Here is a 21,975-nt window from a genome sequence, read left to right as displayed (position 1 = left end):
GAATGAACGTAGAAGAAGCAAAAAAGAATATTCGAGGGTCTATCGCGCCAATCATTACCCCTTTCCATGAGGATGAATCGCTTGATCTTAATTCACTTAAAAGTTTAATAGACTGGCATATTCAATCTGGAAGTCATGGTATCTCAGTTACTGGAACAACTGGTGAACCCTCCTCACTTACGTTAAATGAACGGGAACAAGTGATGGAGAAAGCCATTAAAGCTGTAAACAAACGCGTACCAATCGTACCTGGTACAGGATCAACCAACCACCAAGAATCCCTTCACTTAACAAAACTCGCACAAGAAATGGGAGCAGATGCCGCAATGGTCATCGTTCCATACTACAACAAGCCATCACAGCATGCACTTTACAAACATTTCAAAACAATCGCTGACAGCGTAGATATACCATTAATCATCTATAACATTCCAGGCAGAACCGCTGTAAACCTTGAAGTAAAAACATTAGCCCGTTTAAATGAGGATTGTCCGAATATTATCGGTGTAAAAGAATCCAATAAAGACTTTGAACACGTAAATCGAGTGCTCATGCATTGCGGACGTGACTTTTTGCTGTATTCGGGCATTGAACTTCTGTGCTATCCGATGCTTGCGATTGGCGGAGCTGGGTACATATCAGCGACGGCTAACGTTCTGCCGTCAAAAGTGGCAGAAGTGTATAACGCTTGGGAGTCTGGTAATGTTCAAGAAGCACTTAAACTTCATTACGATCTCATGCCGCTAAACGATGTTCTTTTTAAAGACACGAATCCAGCTCCACTAAAAGCAGCTTTAGGGATGATGGGTAAAATCAATCCAACATTAAGAATGCCGATGGACCTTCCGGCTGAATCACTGCAAAAAGAAATTAGATCTGTATTAGCTGATTATGGTCTTGTAGAAAAAATAGGGAGTGAAGCGTAATGAAACACGCACGTGTTATTTATGAAGGAAGAGAGCAAAAAGGAACAATAGTTGATGAAACAATCACCTTTTCATCAGGGAATACAGCAAATATAAAAGATATTGAAACATGGCTTCCTCCATTTCAGCCGAATAAAATGATCGGACTCGCATTGAACTATGCGGATCACGCAGATGAACTTGGCCTAGAAAAACCAGCAGAACCGGTATTGTTTATCAAACCAAATTCATCTTTGGTCGGACATAAAGGTCAAGTGTTCTATCCGGACGGCGCAACTTACATGCATTATGAAAATGAGCTTGCTGTTGTAATCGGTAAAGAAGGAAGAAACATAAAAGCTGAAAATGCGATGGATTATGTAAGCGGTTACACGATTGCGAATGACGTTACTGTACGTGATTTTGTAAACAATTGGTACCGTCCGCCAGTACGTGCGAAGGGCCATGACACTTTTGGTCCGATGGGTCCGTTTTATGTGGATGAGGCAGATATTCCTGACGTAACAAACCTAGAACTTCGTACGTATGTGAACGGCGAACTCAGACAGCAAGGGAACACGAAAGATTTAATGTATTCGATTCCTGAAATTATTGAATTCGTGTCATCATTCATGACACTAGAACCGTATGATGTGATTTGGACAGGAACGCCAAAAGGTATTTCACATATACACCCTGGAGATGTTGTCAGACTTGAAATCGATTATTTAGGCGCACTTGAAAATACAATCGTAGATGGCCGTACGGAAAAGGTACCAACAGGAGGGAAGGATCATGAAGCCAGAGGTTAAAGAAAAGATTCAGCACTATATTAACGGGCAGTTCGTATCTGGTCTCGACGGTGAGACATTTGTGAATCTGAATCCTTTTACAAACGAAAAAATTAATACAGTAAGTGAAGGGACGAAAGAAGATATTAACCTAGCTGCAAAAGCAGCAAAAGAAGCTTTTAAACGAGGCCCTTGGGGAAAGATGAAGCAGGGAAAACGTCTTCAATTTATTTATAAAATTGCGGATTTGATCGATCGTGATATAGAAGAGATTGCTTTGCTCGAGTCATATGACACAGGGCTGCCGATTGCACAGACGAGGAAAATGGTTGGCCGTTCAGCGGATAACTTCCGTTTTTACGCAGAGATGGTGAAAAATCGTATGTCTGGTGAAGCTTATCATGTTGACGATGAATTTATGAACTATACCATTCAAAAGCCCGTAGGTGTTGCAGGGCTCATCACACCTTGGAACGCACCTTTTATGCTTGAAACGTGGAAGATTGCGCCAGCACTTGCTACAGGAAACACTGTGATTTTAAAACCAGCAGAATGGTCGCCGCTGACAGCTAACAAACTAGCAGAACTTATCCATGAAGCGGGACTGCCACAAGGTGTTTTCAACGTTGTTCACGGATTTGGAGAAACAGCTGGAGCGTCACTCGTTGCCCATCCAGACGTCCAGTTGATCTCGTTTACCGGAGAAACAAAAACAGGTTCAGAGATTATGAGAAACGGAGCGGCTTCATTAAAGCGATTTTCGATGGAACTTGGCGGCAAGTCACCAATTATCGTATTTGATGACTGTGAAATTGAACGCGCGATTGACGCCTGTGTATGGGGAATCTTTTCTTTCAACGGTGAACGGTGTACAGCAAATTCAAGACTTTTTGTACAAGAGACGATTAAAGACGAATTTATTAACCGCTTGAAAGAACGAGTACAGAATATTATCGTTGGTGATCCATCTGACCCTGATACAGAAGTTGGTCCTCTCATTCATAAAGATCATTATGAAAATGTAAAATGGTATCTAAAGATCGCAGAAGATGAAGGAGCAGAAATCTATTCACAATCACTCTCTGAAACTCATAAAAAAGGAAACTTTGTTGCTCCATCTCTTTTATTAAATGTAAAAAATGATATGACTGTGGCCCAAGAAGAGATCTTTGGTCCTGTATTATCAGTTATGACGTTCAAAGATGAAGAAGAGGTCATTGAGTTCGCAAATGATATCAAATATGGTCTTGCTGGCTATATCTGGACGAACGACATGAAGAAAGGTCTTCGTGTTGCCAACAGTGTAGAGGCAGGAATGCTTTGGCTGAATTCTCAAAACGTACGCGATCTACGTATTCCATTTGGAGGGTCCAAAAACTCTGGAATCGGACGCGAAGGCGGACATTATGCCTTTGAATTTTACACGGAAATGAAAGTGGTGCATGTTGCACTCGCTGATCATCATATACAGCAGTTCGGAAAGAAAAAACAAAAGCTTCAGACTGAAGCCAACCACTAGGAGGGATTTCTTTGCCTGCACGCACGGGGGAACAATATATTCAAGGAATTCAGAAAGCGAAAAATAACGTTTGGATTCACGGTGAAAAAGTGGATGATGTGGCTTCACACCCTGCATTCCGTAATACGGTAAGATCCATTGCTAATTTGTATGACCTCCAACACGAAAAAGCAGACAAGATGCTATATACCTCTGAACAGACTGGTGATCAAGTAGGTCTTTCTTTTATCGCTCCGAAAACAGTAGAAGATCTTATCCGCCGACGTGAAATGATATCCGAGTGGGCGGGTTATACAGGTGGAATGATGGGACGCACACCCGATTATTTAAATACGAGCGTAATGGCGTTCGGAACTTCTGGAAGTTTCTTTGCCCAGGATGATCCGATGTTTGCGGAAAATGCCAAAAAGTATTACGACTATTGCCGTGAAAATGATGTGAGTTTAACGCATACCTTGATCCACCCGCAAACGAACCGCTCAAAAAAACAGTCCGAACAAAAAGATCCATATCTATCAGCCCGTATCGTTGAGAAGAACAAGGATGGAATCGTTGTGAAAGGAGCTCGTTTGCTTGCGACGCTTGGTGGAGTGACAGATGAAATCGTTGTTTTTCCATCAACTTTAAACAAAGCTTCTGCAGAAGACGATCCATATGCTATGGCATTTGCGATTCCAAACAATACGGAAGGATTAAAATTCTTATGCCGTGAATCATTTGATACTGGAAAAAGCCAGTGGGATCATCCATTAAGTTCCCGATTTGAAGAAAGCGATGCGATCGTTGTTTTCGATAACGTCCTTGTTCCTTGGGAGCGTGTATTCGTAAGCGGTAATTCTGATATCTGCAATAGAACGTATGTTGAAACAAATGCGATCGTTCATATGGCTCATCAAGTTATTGCAAAAAACACAGTTAAAACAGAGTTTGTTCTTGGAGTTATTTTAAACATGATGGAGTCGATCGGCATCGATGTGTTTCCTCACGTCAAAGAAAAAGCCTCAGAAGTAATGCTGATCTTAGAAACGATGCGATCACACTTGTATCGTGCAGAGCATAACGCTTCGATCGATAAATATGGAAACATGACACCAGACTTTGCACCGCTCAATGCTGCACGCAACTGGTATCCAAAAATGTATCAGCGCATTGTTGAAATCGTGAGGATTCTTGGAGCTTCAGGTTTGATGGGAATTCCGACGGAGGCAGACTTTAATGCAGACGATATCGGAGAACTCGTTCACCGTTATACGCAAGGTGCCAACATTGATGGTTATGAGCGTGTTCAGCTGTTCCGTCTAGCTTGGGATATCTCAGTAAGTTCTTTTGGAGGGCGTCAGGCGCTTTATGAATATTACTTCTTTGGAGATCCTGCACGTATGTCCAATGTTTATTACGACCAATTCAATAAAGAACCATATAAAGTAATGGTTCAGGACTTTTTAAAGCGTGTGAATTCCAGCAGTCATAACTACACGCGTGTATAGAAAGGATGGAGCATATGGACTTTAACATTATCCGGATCGCCCGTGTTGTTATGAATGTAACGGACTTAAATGCTTCAAGAGATTTTTACGTCAATGCATTAGGTTTTATTGAAACAGATTCCAGTTCAGAATGGATCGCATTGAGGGGACTGGAAGAACATTGTCACCATAGCCTTCTTTTGAAAAAAGGAGAAAAGCCTGGTGTTCATGTTGTCAGCTACAAAGTATGGGAAGAAGCCCATCTCGCTGCGTTAGAAACTTTCTTTAAAGGGAAAGGTTCCAAAGCGATCTGGTATGAAGCTGATGATGCAGCTGGAATCGGTAAAACATTGCGAGTGGAAGATCCCTCAGGCATACCTTTAGAATTTTTTGTGGAGATGAAAGGTGTCGAGCGCTGCATTCAAAAGTACGATTTGTACCGAGGTGCACGTGTTCAGCGGATCGACCACATTAATTGTATGGTACCTGATGTGGAAGCGGCTGTTTCCTTCTATACGAAGGAACTAGGATTTAGAGTTTCGGAGTATACAGCAACAGAAGACGACCGGACTTGGGCGGCATGGTTGCACCGTAAACCAACAGTCCATGATGTTGCTTTTATGAACGGTGAAGGACCAAGACTGCATCATGTTGGTTTCTGGCTGTCTGATCCGATGAGTCTCATTCATTGCTGTGACGTGATGGCGAGTATGGGTTATGCGGATAACATCGAGCGCGGTCCAGGACGACATGGATTATCAAACGCATTCTTCCTGTATGTCCGTGACCCTGACGGCAATCGAATTGAACTGTACAATGGGGATTACTTAACGAGTGATCCCGATTTTAAACCAGTTAAATGGGATATTAACGATCCTCGCCGGCAAACATTCTGGGGGCATAAAGCGCCTGACAGCTGGTTTAACGAAGCAACAGCCTTTTTAGACATGAAAACAGGAGAAGCTGTAAAGCAAAAAAGCCCGACACTTGCACAACGCAAGCCGGACTTTGTAACTTGATTGGATAAATGAATGAAACCTGTCCCGGAATTGTTTTCCGGGACAGGTTTTTTAAAAAGATAAGAAATTATATAAAATATTCTTGTTTCTCATGACTTTCATTTTTGTCGATTTTAGTCGGTTCGTGGGTATTTTATGCAAAAGTGTGGAATGAAAGCTAAAAAGTGTGAGATTCAAACGGAAAAGTGTGGGAATATCTCATGTCATTCTGATATTCGGATTAAAAGGGAGAATACAGATTGTCATTCCACTTCATTTCGTGTTCAAATATTAGATTACGGTCAATAAAGCTAAAAAAAATCTAAATAATAAGGAAGGCAGATGAGAAAAGCCAAGTTGAAACGGATTTAGTATTCAAGGTGATTACCGCACGCCGTGTGGAAAGCAACACTTCTAAACGGTGCAAAGGTTCCGAAAAAAAGCCACGTACATGTATTAAGCTTCAGCAGATTCTTTTTACGATTTTCACAGTTGCAGGTATAATTGTCATACTACATTATTTATTAAGGACTGGTATTTTCATGTTTAAACTCATTAAAGGCGGTGAGGTATACGCACCTCATTATCTTGGTAAAAAAGATATACTTTTAGCAGCAGGAAAAATTGCAAACATCTCTGATAGTATTGTGTGGTCTTCTTCTATTGACATAGAAGTGATTGATGCCTCAGGTAAGATCATTACACCTGGGTTTATTGACGGTCATGTTCACATTACTGGAGGCGGCGGGGAAGGCGGATACAAAACGAGAACACCTGAAATCTATCTGTCGGACATCACTACTTCAGGAATAACTACAATTGTTGGTGTGATTGGAACAGATGGAACCGCTCGAACCATGACTAATTTAATCGCAAAAGCGAAGGGATTGAAAGAAGAGGGGATTTCGTGCTACGCCCACACTGGCTCTTATCAAGTACCTGTTAGAACGTTGACCGACAGTATCCAGACAGACATTATGATGGTTGAAGAAATTATTGGAGTCGGCGAAATTGCGATTGCAGATCATCGCTCAAGTCAGCCGACTGCACATGAGCTTGCAAGACTTGCCGCACAAGCTCGGGTTGCCGGCATGCTTTCAGGAAAAGCGGGAGTCGTCAACATACATCTTGGTGACAGCAAAAGTATGCTTTCATTGATCGAAGAAGTGATCGCGACAACTGATCTGCCGATTTCGCAATTTTATCCCACACACATTAACCGAAATTCATATGTGTTTGAAGCAGGGATCCAATACGCTATTAAAGGCGGTTATGTTGATTTTACAACTAGCACGACGAAGCAGTTTATTGAAGAAGGCGAAGTAAAGTCCAGTACTGGTTTAAAGAGGATGCTTGATGCAGGCGTCAATAGCGGACAAATCACATTTACTTCTGATGCCCAAGGAAGTTTACCGGCTTTTAATGAACGTGGAGAATTTATTGGTCTTCGCATCGGGAAAGTGTCTTCTTTATATAATGAAGTTAGAGACGCTGTTCAATTAGAGGGAATTCCACTGGAGACGGCCTTGCAGACGATTACTTCCAACCCTGCAAGAATTTTAAAACTGAAAAATAAAGGACAGCTGCTGACCGGGCTTGATGCTGATCTAGTTCTTTTAAAGAAAGAGGACCTTACCATTCATACTGTTATTGCACTCGGTCAAGTCATGGTGCGTGAAAGCAAGTCTGTTGTAAAAGGAACTTTTGAGGAATAAGGGTAGAAACAACGCCTTTTTCTATTTAAAGTTAGAAAATTATGATAAAATAAACACCATACATAATACAAAAAATGTAAGGTGGCGACTATTATGGCGAAACAGGAAATACCTGCAACATTAAGTCCAGAACTGTTTGAATACCTGCAAGGAGAACAGCTCGTATTACTCGGAACAATAGATGCAGAATCCAATGGACCATCTATTAATGCGATTTCCTGGGTAAAGAGTTTATCTGAAAGCAAAATCCGTTTTACCGTTACAAACAATTCTCGGATCGTAACAAATATAAAGGCAAATTCCAATGTTGTTCTAACTGTAGTTGCACTCGAAACGGTTTATTCCATTAACGGAAAAGCGAACATTCTTGAAGACACTATGGATGACGTTCCATTGAAACTATCAAAAATCGAAGTAGATATTGAACATGTTTTTGAAAGTATGTTCTGGGGTGCGAAGATCGTACAGGAACCTGTATATGAAAAAACGTATAATGAAAAGAAAGCGAAAGAACTAGACGAAAAAGTGTACCAAGCTTTAATGTCATAAACATAATAACGGATAATCGCAGAAAACCGTCTGACATCATGTGGTGCGACGGTTTTCTTTTACATTTAGGAAGGGAGTAAAGATATGGCTCCATGGCGATTGTTTTCGTTTTCAGGTCTATTATCGGTTTTTATAGGAATCATGTATATTACAAGCCCTCTTCTTTTTAAGACGAAAGGATTTAACACGTGGGGTTATCTGCTATTATTTTGGGGAATTGCGGTAATATTGCTTTCAATTAATCGCCTGAGTCTTCCTGCTTTGTTGAAAGGGATCGCGGCGATTGGAATTCTTCTTCATGGTTCCGTTTCGTTTTATTGGCTGCTGTTTCCGAATAGTCCTGAAACTTCAGCCCTTGATCATTCGGTGATTTTATTTTTGATTCCAGAGGTTCTCATCACCGTTTTTTGTTTATATATTCTTGGTATTAAAGCCGGAAAAAAATATGATAAAATAAATTGAAAGAACTCCTTGTTTTTCCTGTAATCGGTTTTAAATGAGTGAACAATGGCAACGATGAGGGTATGAGGAAGAAATGGGTGAGCGACCGATGGACTGGAGAAACTTGCAGCAGTATTTTACAGAAAAAAATATACTTAATTTACTTGAACAATATCGTGATCTTGGTTTTTTACCAGGTATATTGCTTCCGATGCTTGAATCGTTTTTACCAATCTTGCCTTTATTCATTGTAGTAGCTGGAAACGCAGCCGCATATGGATTTTGGTTAGGTTTTTTATATTCTTGGATCGGGGTCTGCTTAGGCTCCATAATTGTATTTTTAGTCGTACGGAGATTCGGACAAAAAAAGTTCTTGGATTTCTTAAACAGGCACGCAAATACAACCCGTATGTTAAATTGGGTGGAACGACACGGATTTGGGATGCTGTTCCTCATTTATTGTTTTCCGTTCTCACCGTCAGCGCTAATTAATGTAGTTGGTGGATTGTCGAGAATTAATACACGAACTTTCATTTTATCCTTGACGCTTGGAAAACTTGTCATGATCGCGATCGTCTCTTTATCGGATATGATTTTGTAGATGTTCTAAAAAGTCCATTGAAATTAGGACTGATTGTATTTGGGATATTCGTGTTATGGCTCGGCGGAAAAATAGTAGAATCCAGATTGAAATCCTCTGAACGCCAGGCATGATTTACAGTAATAATATGATAATTACGTTAAAGACTCAAAAGACAGCCAGTAAGCTGACTTTTGAGTCTTTTGTTTTGCACCTTGGAATAGTGAAAACGGAAAAAATTTGGCTTTAAAAAGAATAACTTCTCATAGGAAGATTCCTAAAAACATAAAGAAAAATAAATTGTTTGGGGTCAGTCCCCCTCCTCCTCATTAATCAAGCACACATATATTTTCAGTGGAATATAGTTTTTACATGGGAGAAGGGAGTATTTAAATTGATTCATTACAAAACAAATGAACAAATTGAAAAGATGCATCGTGCTGGTCAACTGCTTGCTTCTTGTCATAAATCGCTGGCTAAAAAAATTCATGAAGGCATTACAACTTGGGAAATCGATCAATATGTGGATCATTACTTGGAAAGCAATGGTGCAAAAGCGGTGCAAAAAGATTATATGGGCTATCCTTTTGCTACATGTGGTTCAGTAAACAATGTCGCTTGTCATGGGCTTCCAAATAAAATACCGCTTAAGAACGGCGATATTGTAACGATTGATTTTGTCGTTGAGTTAAATGGGTGGCTGGCTGACTCAGCTTGGTCTTACGGGGTAGGTACGTTATCTTACAGTGCAGAAAGAATTATGAAAACAGCAAAAGAAGCGCTATATAAAGGGATTGAAAAAGCACAAATTGGTAATCGCATTGGTGATATCGGTTACGCCATTCAATCATATGCTGACAAAAAAGGATATTCCATAGTAAGAGAATTTATTGGGCATGGCATTGGACAAAAGATTCATGAAGAACCTCAAGTACACCATGTTGGAGAACGCAATACGGGGGAGGAGCTAAAAGAAGGTATGGTTATTACGATCGAACCCATCTTAAATCAAGGTTTGCCGTTTTTAACAATGGCTGGTGATGGCTGGTCAGCACTGACTTTTGATGGCAGTTTATCTGCACAATATGAGCATACAATCGCCATTACAAAAAAGGGTCCAATTATTTTAACTGAACAGACGTAAATTATGATTACGCCGCATATCCTTAAATAAGGGGTGCGGCATTTTTTTTACCCACCATTTTATTTTTTTAAAGTAGCTTGACATAAGTAAGTGACATATCGTAATATACTAACATAAAGTAAGTTATTAAATAAAAAATTAAAAAAGAAAGAGGGAATTATTTATGCTATCTTTAGGATTATTAATTATTCGTCTTGTTGTAGGCTTGGCACTTGTTGGTCATGGCGCTCAAAAATTGTTTGGCTGGTTTGGAGGCTACGGCTTAAAAGGAACTGGTGGCTGGATGGAATCAATCGGAATCAAACCAGGTTATACGATGGCACTTTTAGCAGGGTTAGCCGAATTTTTTGGCGGTTTGCTATTCGCTTCAGGGCTATTTACAACAGTAGGAGCAATTTTAATTGCGGCAACAATGGTCGTCGCTATAGCAAAAGTTCACTTGAAGAATGGTTTTTGGGTAACGGCGAATGGATATGAATTTAACTTAGTATTAATTGCTGTCGTAATCGGGGTTGCATTAATTGGTGCAGGGACTTATTCACTCGATCATTTATGGTTTTAATAAACAACTAATCGAATAAAAAGTACTAAACCATCTTAATCACAATATTAGGATGGTTTTTTCTATGGAAAAAACAAAAAATAAGGGTATTATTATATTCACATACATAGTCACATATAGAAAAATCACTTATAATGAATAGGTATTTTGTAAGGGAGGTGACGTTCCTTGTTTAAAGAAATGTCAGAAAACGAAATTTTATTATATGTCATAAAAAACTTAAAAGAGCTTCGAAAAAAAGAATTTCAATTGTTAATGGACGAACTTCATCCTTACGATATTGCCATCGTTTATAAAAATTTGCCTGAGAAGCATAGGCATAAATTTGTTACTTTCTTAACTACCAGACAGATAGCATCGCTGATTCAGGAATTAGAAAGTGACTTGCAGATGGAGATCCTGCATAAATTGGGCATCGAGCGTTCATCTCATATTATGAACTTGATGGAAAACGATGACCTGGCGGATTTGCTGGCAAACCTTGACGTGAATGAACTTCAAGATTTCCTAGGATCCATGAAGGCAGACGAATCCAAATCTGTTCAAAGTCTGATGCAGTACGAATCTGATACGGCCGGCGGGATCATGACGAATCGTTTTGTATGGATTCCTCAAGTCTACACCGTTCGTGATGCGGTTGAAAAACTAAAGACATTTGCCGGATTTGCTGAAAACATTTATTACTTGTATGTCATTAATGATGAAAAAAAGCTAGTTGGGGTTGTTTCGTACAGAGATCTATTATTAGCTGAGATGGATGAAAAAATTGAAGAAATTATGTACAGCAGGGTTATTGCCGTTCCTGCTGATATGGACCAGGAAGAAGTTGCCCGAACCATTGAGCGTTATGATTTTATCGCAGTACCGGTACTTGATGAACAAGAACGGTTAATTGGTATTGTAACAGTCGATGATGTCCTCGACGTTTTAATAGAAGAGGCGAACGAAGATATTGAAAAGTTATCAGCGACTGGTAAATCAATCGACTTCCAAACGAGTGCAATCGTTGCATCCTATAGACGGTTGCCATGGCTTATTCTATTGCTTTTTATCGGTATATTATCCGGAAGTATCATCAGTAACTTTGAAAGTACGATACACCGGGTTGTTGCACTCACATACTTCATGCCTATGATCGCAGGTATGACGGGGAATACTGGAACCCAATCGCTCGCGGTTGTTGTTCGCGGGCTCGTTTCAAACGATATCGACAAAGCGACCATTATTAAATTGATTCTTCGGGAATTCGGAGTAGGTTTTATTATAGGCGTAACTTGCGGTATTTTAATCGCACTTGTTGCTTATTTGTGGAAAGGGAACCTCATATTAGGTATGGTCGTTGGCAGTTCCTTATTCTTTACTTTAATAATAGGTACATTAGCAGGAACATTGATTCCATTGCTGCTTTACCGTTTTAAAGTCGATCCAGCCGTTGCATCCGGTCCACTTATTACTACATTGAATGATATTTTTTCATTACTTGTTTACTTTGGGACAGCAACGATGTTCTTATCTCATCTTTTATAATCACGATGTATAAAAATTGCAGTATTCCGAAATTGGTTAAAGGTATATGCTAACTAGCCAATTTCGGTTTTTTTCGCTTTAAAACCCACATATTGGATTGAAATTGTTGGTTTTACCCTGTGTTATAATAAATTAACAGAATTTTTCTAAAAGAGGTGTAATTGTGGGACTAAATCGTGAAGCGGCAGCAATTCGTTTTATTTCGTTAATCATAGCGGCTGGTTTACTTACTTGGCTCTATAGTGCATTCTTTTTATCGCCAATCCCTGACCTTCTTATTTTTTCAGCGTTATTAATGCTGCTGTTGATTACAGAATTTTTTCCGATTCCAGTTTGGAAAGGTTTTAGTTCTTTAAGTTTTCCTCTTGTTTATACAATTGAGCTTCTTTATGGCTGGGGAATGGCAATTTTTATCTTTGGAGCTGTTATTTTTACAGTAAATGCCCTAAACAAGCGACCATTACGTGTTGTTTTTTTTACTCCAGCACAGCTCGCTATCAGTTTTTTTGGTGCTATACATGCATCAAATTTCTTATTAGAAACGATTGCAAAAGGATTAGCGCCTCTCTGGTTCGCAGAAATACGCATGATATTGATTACTTTGCTTTATTTCTTGTTTAATAACCTTATCATAGATGTTTTATTATGGATCCGGCCAATGCCTTATACTCTCAAGATATGGAAGACAAAGACCATTTCAGAATCACTTGTTGCCTTATTCTCGATTCTGTACGTAACATTAATGGTGGCTCTCGGTAATCAAAACAGAGGTATTGTCGATGTTTTTTCTTATATTTTTTTCTTCTCACCACTTGTAGCCATTACCTTAATCTCATCCTTTATCGCGCGGTTGCAGCAGGAAAGAAACAGGTTAAAGGCTTTATATGATATTAGTACAAATTTTAATGAGCACTTGCCGTCAAAAGACTGGCTTGAAAAAGTGGAGCTGCCTATCTTAGAATTTTTAGGTACAGATGCCGTTCTGCTGTTTTTAAACGATGGACAAGCGTGGCGAAACATATATGAAAGCGGTGAAGTATTGTCAGGGAATCAATTAACGGAAACCGTGATGAAGAGGTTTGAAAAAGACCAGGTCCAGTATTTATTTAATCAAAAAACGAAAGAAAATGAATGGGCTTTTTCCTTTTTTAAAGCAAGCATCAAATCTATAATGGTGTCCCCATTGATTACTGAAGGTGAAGTGATGGGTGTATTGATTACAGGGAGAACGAGGACGAACTCTTTTAGAAGTATCGATTCCCAATCGATGGCAACCCTTGTTAACCAGCTAACCGTTGTATGGAAAACAAAGTTGTTATTATCAGAAAGAGAAAAGCGGGTATTATTAGAGGAGAGAAACCGCATTGCGCGTGAAATCCATGATGGGATTGCCCAAACACTAGCGGGATCTGTCATGCAGCTCGAAACTGCAGGACGCCTTTTCACAACTAAACCAGACAGAACGAAAGATTTAGTTGCACTCAGCACAGAAAAGCTGCGAGGAAGTTTGCAAGAACTGAGAGAGTCCATTTACGCTTTAAGACCATATCCTACAGAACGGATTGGATTACTTCAAGCAATTCAAGCAAAAATAAATTTCGTAAAAGAAGAAGGTCAACCGTTTCAGATTCGTTTTCAAGAGCGGGGAGAATTCAGGCAGCTGAGTACGATGGTTGAGAAAGTGATATTTGATATCTTTCAAGAAAGCCTTCACAACACAATTAAACATGCAAAAGCGAACAAAGTTGATATTCTTCTAAGTTATTCAAATGAACAAGTTCTCTTTAAAATAAAAGATGATGGAATTGGTTTTTCACTTTATGAATCTATGATAAAAGCTAAAAATGAACCTCATTATGGTATTTTAAACATGAATGAACTTGCAGAGAGTCTTGGAGCCGCACTTCATATTGAATCAGCTAAAGGAAAAGGTACAGAAATCAGATTGCAAATACCGAACTTGGAACCAAAGGAGGCGCATTCAATTGATTAATATTTTACTTGTAGACGACCACGCTATTTTAAGAGATGGTTTGAAAAACATCATATCGTTTGAAGAGGATATGCAAGTAGCAGGTGAAGCTACTTCTGGCGAAGAGGCACTAGTCTTGGCTGAGAAATTGTCACCAGATGTGATCATCATGGATATCAACCTGCCCGGAATAAACGGAGTTGAGACGACATCACTTATAAAAGCAAAAAAACCAAACGCTCGGATATTAGTCTTAACGATGTATACACATGATGAATACTTGCTTGCTTCGTTAAAAGCAGGAGCAGATGGCTATTTACTGAAAGATGCACCTTCAGAACATGTAATTGACGCTATTAAAGCTGTACACCGCGGGGAATCAATGATTACACCTCGTATGACAAAGAAACTTGTCACGATGCACTTGCAGCAGACGCAAGTTAGGAGGGAAGATTCAAATCTTACTGACCGTGAACAAGAAGTTTTGATCGGCTTAGTTGAAGGATTAAGCAATAAAGAGATTGCTGAAAAATTGTATATCAGTGATAAAACGGTAAAGATTCACGTAAGTAAGATCTTTAAGAAACTGGAAGTGAAAAGCCGTTCTCAAGCAGTTATCTATGCAGTTCAAAATCAGCTCGTTTCAATGTAAGCCATTTTAAAACACTCTTATGAGTGTTTTTTATTTAGAAAAATTTAACAATAATTATATTGATTTTTTCCAATTTACCTATAGAATAGATAGAAAATATAGGATTGGAGTATCAGACAGATGATTGTAAAAACAGATCAAACCTGGCACGAAAAGGTGATGGAATATCTTAGTACCGAACCAGCATTAAATTTATTTATCATCGCTGACATTGAAAACTTCGGTTACGAAACAGACTTTCAAGATATTTGGGCAGATGTGGATGATGAGGGAAACATTCAAGGAATTCTTCTGCGTTATTTGGGAAACTATCTGCCATATGCAAAAGGTGTGATTAATGCTGAAGCATTTTCAACAATCATAAACAGTGATACTGAGTACGAAATGCTTTCGGGTAAAAAAGATATAACAGAACAATTTTACAACTATGTAAATTTTGAACGCACAAAAGAAACGTATTTTGCAGAGTTAAAAGACGATCGATTTTTAAATAGGGCAACTAACAGAGAAAGTATTCAAATAGCAAAGTTAAGTGATGTAGATAAACTGATGCAGCTTAAAAGTATGATCAAGGAATTCCATATTCGCCAGACTGCGCGCCAAAGCTTAGAACAATCGATTACAACGAAGACAGGACGAACTTATTTCATTGAAGAAGGAGACAAGGTTGTTTCTTGTGCATCAACGACTGCTGAAAACTCTTTATCCGCTATGATAGTAGGTGTTTGCTCACATCCGGAAAAAAGAAAAAAAGGATTGGCGACGATTTGTATGAACGCATTATGTCTGGATGTGCTGGCAGAAGGGAAAACACTCTGCCTGTTCTATGATAATCCGAAAGCAGGATCCATCTATAAAAGGCTTGGATTCAAGGATATCGGATTATGGAGTATGAATTTTCCTTCACGAAATAATGAATTAGAGCAAGTAAAAACGGCTGTCAGAAATGTTCCTGAATAATTATCAACGATGCTCTTATATAATTTTGTATTTAAAGGAAGACAGATTAAACGTAAATTGATGTGTCCTAGATGAAAAATCACTTTGAACAGGGAGAGGCATCAGAAATTAATATTATCATTAAATCAGAAGCAAGGAGCAGAAACCTATAAATGCTAACTGAATCCATATCAAAAGTGAACCAAAAGACGATCTATTAATCTTTTGGGTCATTTTTTTGTTGGAAATCGATTATTTGAGAGTAGCGTGGATATATTAGGCATTAACGTGGAATTATCGAAAATAACGTGGATATATTGGGGATTACGATGGAATTAAATAAAAATGATAGCTTCACAAGAGTAAAAACAACCAGTATTTTAGGATAGGACGGTTCGGATTACATCATTGTCCATTTTTTCAATAAAATAGCGGTTAAAAGTGAAAAAATAGACTTTTAAATAAAAAAAACGACTCAAAGAGGTCAATTTCTCTTTTGAGTCGTATTTTTTTTAGTTAGGCAGTTTCTGATTTCGAGGCAGCTTCTGCTTTTTCATGATTTGAAGTTCTTAGCGGTATTTCTTGTAAGAAGAAGAAAGTAAGAATTAACGCTAAACTAATAACGACTGCCCCAGTCAGGAAAACACCGTTTAGTGCATAGCTTAATGATTCACGCAAAATGCCAAGTACTTTTTTGAGGAACATAACGGATTCAGGAGGCATACTGCTGAATTTCTTCATGACTGCTTCTTGGTTTAACAATACTTGCGGATTAGCAAGTTCGTGAATTTTTTCTGTCATGCTTTTTGGAAAGTTAGGAGTAGCAGCGATCAGTTTTTGTGATTTTTCATTAAAATGATCTGCAAGCTGGTTATTCATTACACTTCCCATGATTGAAACGCCAATTGTTCCTCCAAGCTGCCTGAACAGCTGAACAGAAGAAGTAGCAACACCTAAATATTTATGCTCTGTAGCATTCTGAACGGTAAGGGTGAAGATCGGGAATGCGATACCGAGGCCAGTACCGACTAAAATCATATTTAAAATAGCTGTTACGTTTGTTGTTTCAGTGTCCATAAAGTGCATGCTGGACATACCGCATACCATAATGAATAGTCCGAGCATCGCTAATTTTTTGTACTTACCGGTCTTCGTTACGATCTGGCCGGAAATCGTACTGCCTGCAACCATAGATAATGTCAGCGGCATCATAACAAACCCTGATTTCGTTGCTGATGTACCCATAACACCTTGGATAAAGAACGGCATATACATGATGGAGCCGAACATCCCTGCTCCTAAAAAGAAACCAATGATATTAGAAACTGTAAACACCCTATTTTTAAACATTTCTAATGGAAGAACAGGACTTGATACACGTTTCTCTGTAAAAATAAAGAGAATGAAGGCTGCGATTGTTACTGCGAATAGACCGATGATCTGTGGTGATACCCAATCATATTGGTTGCCGGCCCAAGTGAAAGAGAGGAGTAACGGTACCATTGTGATCGTAAGGAATAAAGATCCTGCATAATCGATTGATTCTTTTTTCTTGTGGTCTACTGATGGAAATAAGAAATAGATAGCTGCGAACGCAACGAGTCCAAACGGAAGGAAAATCCAGAAGACCCAGTGCCAATGGAAGTGATCAACGATATATCCGCCAAGTGTCGGACCGAATACACTCGCTAATCCAAACACACTGCTCATGATTCCTTGCCATTTACCGCGCTCACGTGGTGGAAACAAATCCCCTACCGCTGTAAATGCTGTTGACATTATCATGCCGCCTCCAAACCCTTGAATTCCACGGCATAAAATGAGTTGAATAATACTATCAGACATTCCGCAAAGGAGTGAACCTGCAGAAAAAACACCAATTCCCAGAAGTATAAAAGGCTTGCGTCCGTAAATATCGGAAAGCTTACCTACTAAAATGGCAGTGACGCTGGATGCTAGCATAAATATCGTGAAAATCCAGCTGTAGTATTCAATACCTCCTATGTCGGAAATGATCTTCGGCAGTGACGTTCCAACAATCGTCTGGTTCAATGCTGCAAAAAGCATTGCCGCCATAATGGAAATCATAATTATGACTTTACGTCTCATTTCGAGATGTTCCATGTTTGTGTTGTCCCCCTATTCATATAGTAAATAATTCACAATGTGAAGTATCTTCGAAAAACAAAACTGCTATGATCAATCCAGCAGTTTTGTAAAAAAACTTATCATTGACTTCATTTCTTCATCTGATAAGTGACTGAACTTATCCCCAAAATACTCATTTTTGATTTCGTCCATCTCAGCGGCGATAGTTCTGCCATCATCCGTTACTTCTAAGTAGACAATTCTGCGATCAGAATCAGATCTTACTCGTTGGATGTACCCCTTTTTTACAAGCCGGTCAGTCACAGCTGTAATGTGGCTGGATGAAACTTTAAGTTCATTGGCTATTTCTGAAGCCATCAGTGGACTATGATTACTCAGCGTTTGCAAAACAGCGAATTCATTACTTGGAATATAATCTGTGTATAGCTCATTTAGTCCTTTTCGCAGAGTTCTAAAAAGCCTGCGAATGCTCATTTCTAGCTCGTGTTCGATTACTTTGCGTCCCTGCTCAACATTTTTCATATAAACACCCTTGTTTTTTGTTTCTTCTAATAGTATATGATAGTTTATAGTTAAAAAGAAAGTAAATAGTTTAAGGGGAAAAAACGATGAAAAATTCAACTTTGTTTTTGTTGCTTTTAGGTTTTGGCTTTTTAATCGGAATCGCTTACTGGGTGTGGGCAATCGTTACACAATCACCACCTGGAGGCGGGATGTAGAAAGGAAGATGTTTTCCTTGAAGGAAGCGAAAAAAAATAGACACTCTTTAGTAGAAATATTTTTTACCGCATTACGATTGGGGCTGACTTCATTTGGAGGTCCAATCGCACATTTAGGCTATTTTCGAGATGAATATGTCCAAAAAAGAAAATGGCTGGATGATCGTACATATGCAGATTTAGTAGCACTTTGTCAGTTCCTTCCTGGCCCCGCGAGCAGTCAGGTCGGTATTGGTATCGGAGCGATGCGCGGTGGTCTTCTAGGCGGCTTTTTAGCATGGCTTGGTTTCACGATGCCATCTGTTATTGCACTTATTTTATTTGCTTATTTTTTAAAAGGAACCACGTATGATCTGGATGGTTTGATTCATGCGCTAAAAATCGTTGCCATAGCAGTAGTTGCTCAAGCGTTGCTTGGAATGGGAAGGAATCTTGCAAACACGAACAGCAAAGCCGGACTTGCTGTACTTGCAGCAGCAGCAGCTCTTTTAGTGCCATCTGCACTCGTTCAGCTTGGTATTATCTTAATAGCTGCAATTATTGGTTATTTTTTATATCGTGAAAATAGTAAAGATAATGAACAGTTTGAACCAACTTCTAAAAGAGGTAGAGGCTGGGTTTGGTTAGTTCTGTTTGCAGTATTGCTCGCTATTTTGCCGTTTCTTCGATCACAGTTTTCCGGAATTGAAGCTGCGATTATAGATACGTTTTACAGAGTTGGGTCATTGGTATTTGGTGGAGGTCATGTTGTCCTGCCAATGTTAGAAAGAGAGGTAGTGCCATTACACTGGGTGAGCAGTTCGGAATTTCTAGCCGGATATGGAGCAGCCCAGGCTGTTCCGGGTCCTCTTTTCACCTTTGCTGCATACCTGGGAACGATGACAGCTGGGATCACCGGTGGATTAATTGCAGTCATTGCGATTTTCCTGCCTTCCTTTTTACTTGTGTATGGAGCACTTCCATATTGGAATTCGTTTCGAAATAATATGAAATTCTCAGCAGCTTTAACGGGTGTGAATGCGGCCGTAGTAGGGTTGCTTCTTGCGGCATTTTACGATCCTTTATGGACGAGCACGGTAAAAGCACCTCTAGATTTTGTTTTATCTGCGCTTGCGTTTACAGCACTCGTAATCTGGAAATTGCCTCCTAGGATGATTGTAGCTGCGGCTGTTATTGGCGGTATGGTTACATCATTAATCTCGTAATTGTTTTATTAGTAAGGCTCTTTTCTGGCTTGGCGATTCGTCCACGGAAAGGGAGTGGATTTTCTGACTTTCAAGGATTATCAACACTATCAATTAACAAAGCTTTAAAAAAAGAGCCTTTTCGATGGCTCTTTTTTCTTTTGTTCAGCTACTTATAGATGAAGGGAAGAAAAAATTAGGAGCTGATGAAATGGAAGAGAAGTACCCCGTAACCTATCAATACATAAAAAAGGAGCTGCAGCAGCGACCAGGCGGTAATAGAATTCCCCGCTATGTTGTTGCACACGATACAGGAAATCCTGATTCTACTGCACAACAAAATTACCGTTATTTTAACAGCAGGCAATTAGGGTCATCAGCGCATGTCTTTATTGATGATAAACAGATTCTAGTCATTATTCCTTTGCAAGAAAAGGCTTGGCATGTGAGGTCGAACGTATCAGATGCAAACGAGTGGGCAGTCGGGGTTGAGTTGTGTTACGGCCAGTCGATTAATTTTACAGAGGCATACAACCGTTATGTATGGTTCTTTGCTTATTTGTGTGAAATGTATAGTTGGGATCCCGAAAACCATATAAAAGGACATTTTCAGCTGGATCCAAAACGAAGATCAGATCCGCTTAACAGTATGCATCAGTATGATAAGTCATTTCCCTTTTTTATCGAGGATGTAAAATATGAATTGAAAAAAATGATTGTTCAAAATGAAGTATTTAAAGATACAGTTACTGCTTCTAAAAATCTTTATAAAGTTCAAATCGGTGCTTTTTCATCCAGAGATAATGCACAAAAACTGGCAGCCAAAGCAAAAGCAGCGGGTTTTGCAGTCTTTATTGATCATTGATAATTTTTCGGCTGCTCTTTTTTCCACGTATAATAAACAAGACCGATTCCTGCGATCACAAATAATGGTTCTAGGATATTCGCTTCTGGACCGCTAGTGATGCGATGCAGCCGAAACACCCAATGAAATAAAATATTGTCTACTGTTAAAAATAATCCGATAGCAGCCAAGAATCCGTGGAAAAACGAGGAGTCATACCGTTTGTAGATTAACATTAATATAATGATTAATATGGCAACCCCAATAGAAACTGCACCAATTCGTTCTGCAGCGGTTTCTGCTTTTAATTCAAATGCAAAAGCGTAAGTCGACCAATGAGACATAGCGAAAAGTCCAAAAATAAACCCCAACCAAATTTTCATAAGTATCCCTCTCTAATTAGCGATCCGATAAACTTCTTTTTTATTCAAATAAAAATGTTTACCTCATGTATAATAATGGTATATAGATAGGAGCTATGCAATATTTTTATATATTTTTAGGGGGATCATAATAGAGATGGAAGTTCATTTGCAGCAATTGGGGAAGAAAATCGTAAAACATAAATACGAACTAGCAAAAAAAATTGATGAAGTAAGAATCCAGCATGGTCAAAATCCACCGGAGCTCACTGAACAAGTACTTCAATTACGCGGAGAACTCTTTTCATATTTTGGAGAAGCGTTATATGAAAATTTAGAAGAAGTAGAAAGAGCATTCATCGAATGGGGAAAAAGAAATGGAGAACTTGCTGTTCAGTATGAAGTTCCTCTTGATCTGGCATTGCACAGTACCCGTTTTTACAGAATTGTATTATGGGATTTTATTAGAGAAGAGATAAAAAAGCAGACATCCTCTGCAGAAACGGTGTTAAAAGCAGCCTCCATTATAGATCCACTGCTCGATGAAGCCGTTCACGCGTTTAGTGTAGCTTATGTAGAAAACAACAATAAAGTATTGGGACTTGCACGTGAAGCGATCGAAGAATTATCTGTACCCGTTGTCCGTCTTACTCGATCGATTGCAGTACTCCCGCTTGTTGGGACAATTGATACACATCGTTCAAAGCTTATAATGGAAACAGCTTTGGAGAGATGCACCGAGTTACAGGTAGAACATCTATTTATAGATTTATCAGGAGTACCAGTTATTGACACGATGGTTGCACACAATTTATTTAAAGTAATCAATTCCTTAAAATTATTAGGTGTTGAAGTGACATTAAGCGGTATGCGCCCCGAACTTGCACAAACAGTAGTTTCTTTGGGAATCAGCTTTGATGGAATTTCGATTGCGGGAAATCTGTATCAGCAGCTTGAAGCGATGGGCTTTGAGTCAAAAACGAAATAATTTTTGTAA

General features: G+C 39.1%; 21 protein-coding genes. 18 read left to right on the top strand and 3 right to left on the bottom strand.

What is annotated here, in order from left to right; translation table 11 throughout:
* The first annotated feature begins 2 nt into the window (after positions 1 to 2).
* The 15 genes from hpaI (at position 3) to RGB74_RS12280 (ending at position 15,781) form a co-directional block, all read left to right on the top strand.
* On the top strand, positions 3 to 926 hold the full coding sequence (gene hpaI / locus RGB74_RS12350) for a 2,4-dihydroxyhept-2-ene-1,7-dioic acid aldolase (RefSeq protein ID WP_310759605.1): 924 nt from the start codon (positions 3 to 5) through the stop codon (positions 924 to 926).
* A complete protein-coding gene (locus tag RGB74_RS12345; RefSeq protein ID WP_310759604.1) occupies positions 926 to 1,717 on the top strand; it encodes a fumarylacetoacetate hydrolase family protein in 792 nt (263 codons plus the stop codon). The genes hpaI and RGB74_RS12345 overlap by 1 nt, the downstream gene beginning before the upstream one ends.
* Positions 1,701 to 3,215, top strand: coding sequence for a 5-carboxymethyl-2-hydroxymuconate semialdehyde dehydrogenase (hpaE, locus tag RGB74_RS12340; RefSeq protein ID WP_310759603.1), 1,515 nt, complete (start codon positions 1,701 to 1,703; stop codon positions 3,213 to 3,215). Before RGB74_RS12345 ends, hpaE begins: the two co-directional genes overlap by 17 nt.
* 11 nt (positions 3,216 to 3,226) lie before the next feature.
* Positions 3,227 to 4,702 carry a 4-hydroxyphenylacetate 3-monooxygenase, oxygenase component gene (gene hpaB, locus RGB74_RS12335; RefSeq protein WP_310759602.1) on the top strand — a complete coding sequence of 492 codons (1,476 nt, stop codon included), beginning with the start codon at positions 3,227 to 3,229 and terminating at the stop codon, positions 4,700 to 4,702.
* A gap of 14 nt (positions 4,703 to 4,716) precedes the next feature.
* On the top strand, positions 4,717 to 5,700 hold the full coding sequence (hpaD, locus tag RGB74_RS12330) for a 3,4-dihydroxyphenylacetate 2,3-dioxygenase (protein WP_310759601.1): 984 nt from the start codon (positions 4,717 to 4,719) through the stop codon (positions 5,698 to 5,700).
* Between the two features lie 521 nt (positions 5,701 to 6,221).
* Positions 6,222 to 7,394, top strand: coding sequence for a beta-aspartyl-peptidase (iadA, locus tag RGB74_RS12325; RefSeq protein ID WP_310759600.1), 1,173 nt, complete (start codon positions 6,222 to 6,224; stop codon positions 7,392 to 7,394).
* A 93-nt stretch (positions 7,395 to 7,487) separates the two neighbouring features.
* The gene (locus tag RGB74_RS12320; protein WP_310759599.1) at positions 7,488 to 7,943 is read left to right on the top strand and encodes a pyridoxamine 5'-phosphate oxidase family protein; all 456 of its coding nucleotides are present in this window, start codon (positions 7,488 to 7,490) and stop codon (positions 7,941 to 7,943) included.
* Between the two features lie 84 nt (positions 7,944 to 8,027).
* Positions 8,028 to 8,405: a hypothetical protein gene (locus RGB74_RS12315; protein WP_310759598.1), complete on the top strand. Its 378-nt coding sequence runs from the start codon at positions 8,028 to 8,030 to the stop codon at positions 8,403 to 8,405.
* An 88-nt stretch (positions 8,406 to 8,493) separates the two neighbouring features.
* On the top strand, positions 8,494 to 8,985 hold the full coding sequence (locus RGB74_RS12310) for a TVP38/TMEM64 family protein (RefSeq protein WP_310759597.1): 492 nt from the start codon (positions 8,494 to 8,496) through the stop codon (positions 8,983 to 8,985).
* 373 nt (positions 8,986 to 9,358) lie between these two features.
* Positions 9,359 to 10,108 (top strand): type I methionyl aminopeptidase, encoded by a 750-nt coding sequence (map, locus tag RGB74_RS12305; protein ID WP_310759596.1) that lies wholly within the window; start codon positions 9,359 to 9,361, stop codon positions 10,106 to 10,108.
* Positions 10,109 to 10,271: 163 nt separating this feature from the next.
* A complete protein-coding gene (locus RGB74_RS12300; RefSeq protein WP_310759595.1) occupies positions 10,272 to 10,670 on the top strand; it encodes a DoxX family protein in 399 nt (132 codons plus the stop codon).
* A gap of 168 nt (positions 10,671 to 10,838) precedes the next feature.
* Positions 10,839 to 12,197 carry a magnesium transporter gene (mgtE, locus tag RGB74_RS12295; RefSeq protein WP_310759594.1) on the top strand — a complete coding sequence of 453 codons (1,359 nt, stop codon included), beginning with the start codon at positions 10,839 to 10,841 and terminating at the stop codon, positions 12,195 to 12,197.
* A 163-nt stretch (positions 12,198 to 12,360) separates the two neighbouring features.
* Positions 12,361 to 14,190, top strand: a complete 1,830-nt coding sequence (locus RGB74_RS12290; protein ID WP_310759593.1) for a sensor histidine kinase — start codon at positions 12,361 to 12,363, stop codon at positions 14,188 to 14,190.
* Positions 14,183 to 14,821 (top strand): response regulator transcription factor, encoded by a 639-nt coding sequence (locus tag RGB74_RS12285; protein ID WP_310759592.1) that lies wholly within the window; start codon positions 14,183 to 14,185, stop codon positions 14,819 to 14,821. The genes RGB74_RS12290 and RGB74_RS12285 overlap by 8 nt, the downstream gene beginning before the upstream one ends.
* Before the next feature lie 120 nt (positions 14,822 to 14,941).
* The gene (locus RGB74_RS12280; RefSeq protein ID WP_310759591.1) at positions 14,942 to 15,781 is read left to right on the top strand and encodes a GNAT family N-acetyltransferase; all 840 of its coding nucleotides are present in this window, start codon (positions 14,942 to 14,944) and stop codon (positions 15,779 to 15,781) included.
* Between the two features lie 495 nt (positions 15,782 to 16,276).
* Here the strand turns inward: RGB74_RS12280 and RGB74_RS12275 are convergent, their stop codons facing one another.
* Positions 16,277 to 17,884 (bottom strand): MDR family MFS transporter, encoded by a 1,608-nt coding sequence (locus RGB74_RS12275; RefSeq protein ID WP_310759590.1) that lies wholly within the window; start codon positions 17,882 to 17,884, stop codon positions 16,277 to 16,279.
* 75 nt (positions 17,885 to 17,959) lie between these two features.
* A complete protein-coding gene (locus RGB74_RS12270) occupies positions 17,960 to 18,391 on the bottom strand; it encodes a MarR family winged helix-turn-helix transcriptional regulator (protein WP_310759589.1) in 432 nt (143 codons plus the stop codon).
* Positions 18,392 to 18,596: 205 nt separating this feature from the next.
* On the opposite strand from RGB74_RS12270, the gene chrA reads away from it, so the two are divergent.
* Positions 18,597 to 19,793, top strand: a complete 1,197-nt coding sequence (gene chrA / locus RGB74_RS12265) for a chromate efflux transporter (RefSeq protein ID WP_310759588.1) — start codon at positions 18,597 to 18,599, stop codon at positions 19,791 to 19,793.
* 124 nt (positions 19,794 to 19,917) lie between these two features.
* Positions 19,918 to 20,637, top strand: a complete 720-nt coding sequence (locus RGB74_RS12260; protein WP_310759587.1) for a peptidoglycan recognition protein family protein — start codon at positions 19,918 to 19,920, stop codon at positions 20,635 to 20,637.
* Here the strand turns inward: RGB74_RS12260 and RGB74_RS12255 are convergent.
* Positions 20,631 to 20,999: a DUF2243 domain-containing protein gene (locus RGB74_RS12255; RefSeq protein WP_310759586.1), complete on the bottom strand. Its 369-nt coding sequence runs from the start codon at positions 20,997 to 20,999 to the stop codon at positions 20,631 to 20,633. The two genes, RGB74_RS12260 and RGB74_RS12255, sit on opposite strands and share 7 nt — an antisense overlap.
* Positions 21,000 to 21,135: 136 nt before the next feature.
* Here RGB74_RS12255 and RGB74_RS12250 point away from each other — a divergent pair, with 136 nt between their 5' ends.
* Positions 21,136 to 21,966 carry an STAS domain-containing protein gene (locus RGB74_RS12250; RefSeq protein WP_310759585.1) on the top strand — a complete coding sequence of 277 codons (831 nt, stop codon included), beginning with the start codon at positions 21,136 to 21,138 and terminating at the stop codon, positions 21,964 to 21,966.
* Positions 21,967 to 21,975 lie beyond the last annotated feature (9 nt).

It is taken from the genome of Bacillus sp. NEB1478 (genome assembly GCF_031582965.1).
In the GTDB taxonomy this organism is placed as follows: domain Bacteria; phylum Bacillota; class Bacilli; order Bacillales; family Fictibacillaceae; genus Fictibacillus.
The sequence above is the reverse complement of the archived record's forward strand: the minus strand, read 5'-3'. Positions and strand labels throughout refer to the sequence as shown.

What these genes read in the sequence shown, in the direction of transcription:
- hpaE (WP_310759603.1), top strand. Translation starts at nt 1,701, where the DNA reads ATGAAGCCAGAGGTTAAAGAAAAGATTCAGCACTATATTAACGGGCAG.
- hpaD (WP_310759601.1), top strand. Translation starts at nt 4,717, where the DNA reads ATGGACTTTAACATTATCCGGATCGCCCGTGTTGTTATGAATGTAACG.
- RGB74_RS12250 (WP_310759585.1), top strand. Translation starts at nt 21,136, where the DNA reads ATGGAAGTTCATTTGCAGCAATTGGGGAAGAAAATCGTAAAACATAAA.
- RGB74_RS12315 (WP_310759598.1), top strand. Translation starts at nt 8,028, where the DNA reads ATGGCTCCATGGCGATTGTTTTCGTTTTCAGGTCTATTATCGGTTTTT.
- RGB74_RS12320 (WP_310759599.1), top strand. Translation starts at nt 7,488, where the DNA reads ATGGCGAAACAGGAAATACCTGCAACATTAAGTCCAGAACTGTTTGAA.
- RGB74_RS12260 (WP_310759587.1), top strand. Translation starts at nt 19,918, where the DNA reads ATGGCTCTTTTTTCTTTTGTTCAGCTACTTATAGATGAAGGGAAGAAA.
- RGB74_RS12270 (WP_310759589.1), bottom strand. Translation starts at nt 18,391, where the DNA reads ATGAAAAATGTTGAGCAGGGACGCAAAGTAATCGAACACGAGCTAGAA.
- iadA (WP_310759600.1), top strand. Translation starts at nt 6,222, where the DNA reads ATGTTTAAACTCATTAAAGGCGGTGAGGTATACGCACCTCATTATCTT.
- RGB74_RS12280 (WP_310759591.1), top strand. Translation starts at nt 14,942, where the DNA reads ATGATTGTAAAAACAGATCAAACCTGGCACGAAAAGGTGATGGAATAT.
- RGB74_RS12345 (WP_310759604.1), top strand. Translation starts at nt 926, where the DNA reads ATGAAACACGCACGTGTTATTTATGAAGGAAGAGAGCAAAAAGGAACA.
- RGB74_RS12300 (WP_310759595.1), top strand. Translation starts at nt 10,272, where the DNA reads ATGCTATCTTTAGGATTATTAATTATTCGTCTTGTTGTAGGCTTGGCA.
- chrA (WP_310759588.1), top strand. Translation starts at nt 18,597, where the DNA reads ATGTTTTCCTTGAAGGAAGCGAAAAAAAATAGACACTCTTTAGTAGAA.
- RGB74_RS12310 (WP_310759597.1), top strand. Translation starts at nt 8,494, where the DNA reads ATGGACTGGAGAAACTTGCAGCAGTATTTTACAGAAAAAAATATACTT.
- RGB74_RS12255 (WP_310759586.1), bottom strand. Translation starts at nt 20,999, where the DNA reads ATGAAAATTTGGTTGGGGTTTATTTTTGGACTTTTCGCTATGTCTCAT.
- RGB74_RS12275 (WP_310759590.1), bottom strand. Translation starts at nt 17,884, where the DNA reads ATGGAACATCTCGAAATGAGACGTAAAGTCATAATTATGATTTCCATT.
- hpaI (WP_310759605.1), top strand. Translation starts at nt 3, where the DNA reads ATGAACGTAGAAGAAGCAAAAAAGAATATTCGAGGGTCTATCGCGCCA.